The organism is Streptomyces sp. NRRL WC-3605, assembly GCF_001509795.1.
Taxonomy (GTDB): Bacteria; Actinomycetota; Actinomycetes; order Streptomycetales; family Streptomycetaceae; genus Streptomyces; species Streptomyces viridochromogenes.
In genome coordinates, this window is sequence record NZ_LLZN01000110.1 from 1 (window position 1) to 5,661 (window position 5,661).

General features: G+C 67.2%; 3 protein-coding genes and 1 pseudogene. 3 read left to right on the forward strand and 1 reads right to left on the reverse strand.

Annotated features, from left to right (window positions below; translation table 11 throughout):
* On the forward strand, window positions 1-199 hold a 199-nt coding region (locus tag ADL34_RS32470), incomplete at its 5' end, for a hypothetical protein (protein ID WP_159039016.1).
* Between the two features lie 1,027 nt (window positions 200-1,226).
* On the opposite strand, the pseudogene ADL34_RS35405 reads toward ADL34_RS32470, so the two are convergent.
* A pseudogene (locus tag ADL34_RS35405) lies at window positions 1,227-1,358 on the reverse strand (IS5/IS1182 family transposase); the annotation flags it as partial.
* A gap of 1,701 nt (window positions 1,359-3,059) precedes the next feature.
* On the opposite strand from ADL34_RS35405, the gene ADL34_RS32480 reads away from it, so the two are divergent.
* Both ADL34_RS32480 and ADL34_RS32485 read left to right on the forward strand, forming a co-directional pair.
* Entirely contained in the window at window positions 3,060-3,941 is an 882-nt protein-coding gene (locus ADL34_RS32480) for a S8 family serine peptidase (protein WP_063892387.1), read from the forward strand.
* 42 nt (window positions 3,942-3,983) lie between these two features.
* Window positions 3,984-4,979: a hypothetical protein gene (locus ADL34_RS32485; RefSeq protein ID WP_234375159.1), complete on the forward strand. Its 996-nt coding sequence runs from the start codon at window positions 3,984-3,986 to the stop codon at window positions 4,977-4,979.
* The last annotated feature ends 682 nt before the right edge of the window (window positions 4,980-5,661 follow it).

Below are 5,661 nucleotides of genomic sequence, written 5' to 3' on the forward strand. Positions count from 1 at the left end.
GACGACGCCCACCGAGGACGTGCCGACGGAGAACGGCGGTGTCTACGTCATGGCCACGTACAAGAAGCGGGGCTGGATCCTGAACGCCCGGCACAGCAGCATGCACCGTTGGGTCGAATCCACCGCCATGGCGACGAAGGAGTCCTGTTTCGACAGCCTCACCGACGAAGAGACGGGCATCCTGGAGGACGTGGACTGACATACATCGATGCGCGTGTCGTTCAAGGCCGCTGCCGCCGCCACCCCGCGGCAGCACTGTCGGCACCTGGACCGGGCCCGCGCGCAACGACAGGCAGCCGCATCCACACAGGGGGACGCGGGGGCCGGCGACAAGCGGGCTGACTTCAGGCGGCGACGGTGCCAAGGGCCCGCGCGTCCATGACTGGCGGCGGTCCAGCTCCGGTGATCGCGGGCGGCCGGGCGCCGTGCAACTGGACCAGCTGTCCTGGGACACCTTATGGCGGGAGGGGCCGCACCCACAGATGAGGCGGCGCGCCTCGCCCGCGTCCGGCTGTGCCCAGACAGGGAGGTGAGGCCCCCGGGGCGCGGCCGGGATCAAGCACACGTTTTGTGCGCGCCTCGTCCCATTCCTGGCCCCGGTGTGCCCTCGAGGCGGCGGGTCCGCTCCGGTGCACCGCCGCATCTGCGGGGCAGCCCCGCTCGTGTCTTCTGCCTGCCTAACCGGCGGCCGCCGCACGGTACGGCTCATCGACACCACCGACGGCCTGGTGCCGTCCCACGGGGCAGGAGCTGAACCCATGACTACCCCAACCACCAACACGGCGACGGCCGCGGACGCTGGCCTGATGAGCACAAACGAGGCCCTGGGGCTCGCCGACCCCTTTACCCCCTTCGGTTTCACCCCGGACCGATTCGCGGAGATCTGCCTCTACCGCTGCTTGGACTGCCGCGCCCGGGGGCCGGTCGGCCGGGCTTTGCTCGGCGGGCAAATGAAGGCTTCATGGCAACTATGCGCCGAGTGGCTATCAGCCTGGGGTGAGTCAAGCGAGTGCGGGGGAGTGCCCGAAGCCCAGTCGCCGTACTTGGTCCACAGGGGCCCCGTGCTGGCGTTCCGGAGTATGGAGTGAGCGCTTAGAAGGCGCCTGGTGTATCTCGTGGCGCACCTTTGCTGACCTGGATCTCTTCTCGCGCTGGGTGTCTGATCGACCGGCGTTCGGCACGCATTCGACACGGGTCAGATGCAGGGCTAGGACGTTTCCTCTGGATCACCGAGTGGACCAGATGAAGACGCCCGGAATGTGCAGTGCGGCCACGTAGACGGTGGCGGTCTTGTCGTATCGAGTGGCAAGGCCGCGCCACTGCTTGAGTTTGTTCATGCACCGCTCGACGGTGTTGCGCTGAGGGGCAACGAATGAACTGGACACATCCGCCCTCACCCCGCCCGGCCGTCTCCCCCTTCACGTAGGGGTGGTTACGGTTGAGAATCTGTGAACCCTCCTGAACCTGCCGTGTCGAACAGGAAGATCCGGACACACATGGGCCCTGCGCGATGTGAGGGTGCGTCCCGACACAGCACCGGGTGCAGACGCATCACGCATGGCACTTTTGAACTGGCCGGATCATTCTGGTGGGCGGGCATCCCGCGCGGCCCGACGGGGCCGTGCACGGTTCAGCGGTGAGGCGGCGTAACCCCGCCAACCGCCCCGGCAGCGCGGCGGGACTCCGCCGCAGCAGTGATCACCCGTGTCCGCAGGCCGCCGGCCGGAAGGACATTGCAATCAGGCGCCGCAGCCGGTCCGTTGCGGCATCGGCTGCACCAGGCCAGGCAGGCCTTCCCGCCGCGGGAAGAAGCCCGGCGCGGGCACGACGGCGCCAAGCACCCGACCGGAGACTCACTGCGATGCCCGGCCTTCCTTGACGGTCCTTCATCGGCTTCGGCGACGCGCTGCTCCCAGACGGCCTCGGCACGGGGGCGCTGAAGGACCAGGCCGACTTCGCCCACGGCCGTTGCTTCGCCCGGGAAGGGCGAACCGAGCGATCTGAACCGGGGTATGCGCGGCTGCCTGCCACCGCGGGGCGGCGCTCTTCACACATGGCCCTGCGCGTATCGGTCTGTTAGGGGAGGCCTTTCGTGAACGCGTCGGCCTGGCCCGGTGGCTGGACACTCCAACGAGCCGCCAGCTGAGCATGCTGCCGGTCCCTCCGTGGGCGCCAGTGCGCGAACGAGTGATCGGAGCAGGACCGCATCCGGGGAGGGCTGGTGCGCGCTGCTCCCGGATGCCATCCGCAGAAGGAGCGGGCGTGGTGCTGGTGTATTGACGTGGGGTCAGAAGCTCGACGGCGGGCCTGGACCCGGATGTTCGCGGCGTTGCGTTCCTTCGGCCGGTGTGCAGGATCCGCAGATGGTCGGGCCCGGCGGGATCGCGGTCGGGGATCTGGACCGGCGGCCAGGCTCATGGCCGAACGCCGATGCCGGGCGGCGGGAGAACCGCGTCGGCCCCGCGAGTGCCGTCGGCGGGGACGTGCGACCAACGTGGGCCGGTGCCCGCCCGGCCCACGAGGCCACCGGGGCGGCCAACTGCACGGCTGCTCACCCAGATCTGCCCCTCGCCGAGCGGTTGTCAGGGCCTTGCCGACGTAGAAGCGTCAACAACCTGCTGCGGTCATGCCGGGAGGACAGTGCTGCACCCGATCCGTACAGTCGCTCGATGGCTTCCACGATCAGGACACGGGCGTCGGCCCCGTGCACGGCCATGCTCCGCAGCCGCTCGAACACCTTTATGGGCAAGACGATCTCGGACGACTGGGTCACCAGGGGCGGGCAGCAGCCAAATGGGGGGCGTCCTGGGGGCAGTTGTGACGGCAGGCGACGCAGCGCGCGACGCAGTCCGGGCGGGGCGGTGACGCCAGGGGATCCGGCGTCACGGGGCCGGAAGAGTGCGAACGCGAAGACGGGGCGAGGGATGAGCAAGGTTGCGAAAATGCCGCTGAGCACCAGAAGGCGCACTCTGGCGTGACGTGCTACCTGGCGCGCGTGCACGGGCATGCGCGAGTAGTCTGGAGTTACGCAGGGGGGCGCATGGGTTGGCGGTGGGGCCGTGACTTCTGACGCCGATACCTTGAAGATCTCCCCGTGTCTGGACTCTGTTGCATCGCTCATGGCGCGGAGCACAGGTGCGGCCGATCTACGGGTAGGACTTGTGGACGGGCCGGTGATGGTCGGCCATCCGGGTCTCTCCCATGCGCAGATCACCTGGTCGCGTGCCGATGATGTGGCGGAACAGGACGCGGACGACGCCGCGGCCCTGCATGCCACCTCCACCGCAGGTGTCCTGGTCGCTGCGCGTGGGTCGGGTGCACTGGGTATCTGCCCGGGGATCACGCTGGTCACCCGTTCCGTCTTCCGTTCTCCGTCGGCGCGTTATGCAGGTTCGGCCACCTGGACAGCGCTGGCTGACGCGCTGGTCGAGCTCGCGGACGCGGGTGCACGCATAGTCAATATGAGTCTTTCGCTTGCAGCGGGTGTCTCCAACGAACGCCGCGCCGTGCAGGATGCGCTCGATTACACGTCCGCGCGCGGTGTGATCGTGGTGGCGGCCGCCGGCAACGAGGGGGCAATCAACAGCACGGTTGTCACGCGTCACCGGTCAGTTCTCCCGGTTGTGGCGTACAACCTCCAGGGGCGGCCTGGGCGAATGTCCAACCTTGGACGGACGATCGGCCAGCGGGGCGTGGGCGTGGTGGCCGACGCCATGATGAGCTTGGGCTCGCACGGAAAGCTCCGCTCATTCGGCGGGACCAGCGCGGCAGCTGCCGTCGTCACTGGTGCTGCGGCTCTCATCCTGTCCGAGCTTCCCGACACCACGCCCGAAGAACTGATCCGCGCGATGAAGGGAGCGCCGTCGCAGCGCACATCAGTCGTGCCTCCCCTGATGGACGCCAGACACGCATTCGAGTCTCTGCTCGGAACACGAAGCTGACAACACCGGTCACCGCATCGATCACAGAAAGGCGGTGAGCTCATGGACGAGCCCACGGTATCGACGACCACAATGCCCTCCATCGGGCCCGAACACTCGCCCGAGTCTGCGACCAGCAATGAAGCGGTCTCCTCCCTCGAGGTGTCCGCCCCCGGCGTAAGCCTTGCATCGTCCGCTGACCCGCCCCCGCCCTCGCACGAGAAGTCCCCCTGCGGCTGCGGTCGAACTGTCCCCGCCTCCGACGTCCCAGGCCGTCCCTCCGAGGCGTACCCGCCGTTCGTCTATGCGGTGGGCCGGCTCGAGCCCCGCATTCCCAGCCTCGCGATAGAAAAGGAGTTCGCCCAGGCGACCGGCCGCGCCGAGACAGCCAACCTGACCGACAGGCAAGCGCTGCACACCGTACTGTCGGACCCGCAAAGCCGCTATCTCACCAAGCACCTGTGCTACGTGCTGGTGATCCAGGGGATCGACACCTACATCCTGCGTCCACGCGATCCCGCGGACTACAGCCTGCTCGTGGACGCCATCGGTCCATCACCGCAGGCAAGCGATCTCCAGGCGGTCGTCGGCCTGCGAGGTCCCCTCGCCCCGCCCGACTTCTGCAACGGTCTCATGCTCCCGCTCGTGGCGTTCGATCAGATCTACGCCTTCGACACTGACTCCCTCGTCGCTGGACTGCCCAAACCGGACGACCTCGACGAGGAGTCGTTCCGGTCGGCCTCTCGGGAGCTTTTCGACCGGGTGATGCAGATCGCCGACAACGCCGGCTCGTCAGACGAGCACCGCGCTCTCAACTACTGCGCCGTGCGCTACGCGCAGATCTACGCCAAAACCGCTCATGCCTTTGCATCGGGGCTTGCCCTCACGGCCATCGAGACGCGCCCGTCGCGGCTCAGCGGCAGCAGGAACATTCAGGACGTGGTGTTCTCCTACACCCATCGAACAACCGACGTGACCGAGAAGCACTTCGTCCGCGTCGATGTGACAGAAGAGTTCCCCTTCCTCGTCACGAAGCTGTCTCCGTACTACGACCGGTGACGACAGGAGGAGGTCGGTTGACATGCCAGTGCCGACCGCTACCGCGGATGCCTCTCTCTACCCTACGAGCGGCACCTATAGGTCAGCCCCCAGCCGGACACTTTCCGGCTCGAACGTCCGTCTGGCAGGCAGCTGCTATAACGAGTGTGTCGGCAACTGCCCCTACGAGCAGCCGATCGACGAATGCAAAGCGACCTGCAAGGCGCAGTGCGGCATCCACGAAGGGCCTCCGCCCTGTCATGGAGAGCTCTGCATTCACTACGGTGCGCACGCGATGCGGCGCTGCTGCCCCTACGGAACCGAATGCTGCTACGGCTACGAATACCCCTCCTTGCGCCAAGTGATCGCCTGCTGTGCACCCGGGAGGAACTGCTGTGGAGGCAAGTGCTGTGAACCCGGGCAGACATGCTGCTACGACAAGTGGGGCCAGCGCAACAAATGCTGCCCACCCGGCCAGAAATGCTGTGACGGCGTCTGTTACACGCCCGGTCCAGGGGTCAACTGCACAGAAGACGGAACCATTTGCACGGGGAAGGTCTGTGGCCGAGGGTGCTGCGAAAGCGGAAGCGGGTTGGACTGTATTGGTGGCAAGTGCTGCAAGCCGGGTCCGCTGTGCGGTGGCGGGCAGTGCTGCGAGGGGGAGCTATGCACGTCGACCGGTTGCTGCCCCCAGAGCCAGTAC

Bases quoted from the DNA above. Each gene is read 5' to 3' on its own strand.
- ADL34_RS32485 (WP_234375159.1), top strand. From the start codon at position 3,984: ATGGACGAGCCCACGGTATCGACGACCACAATGCCCTCCATCGGGCCC.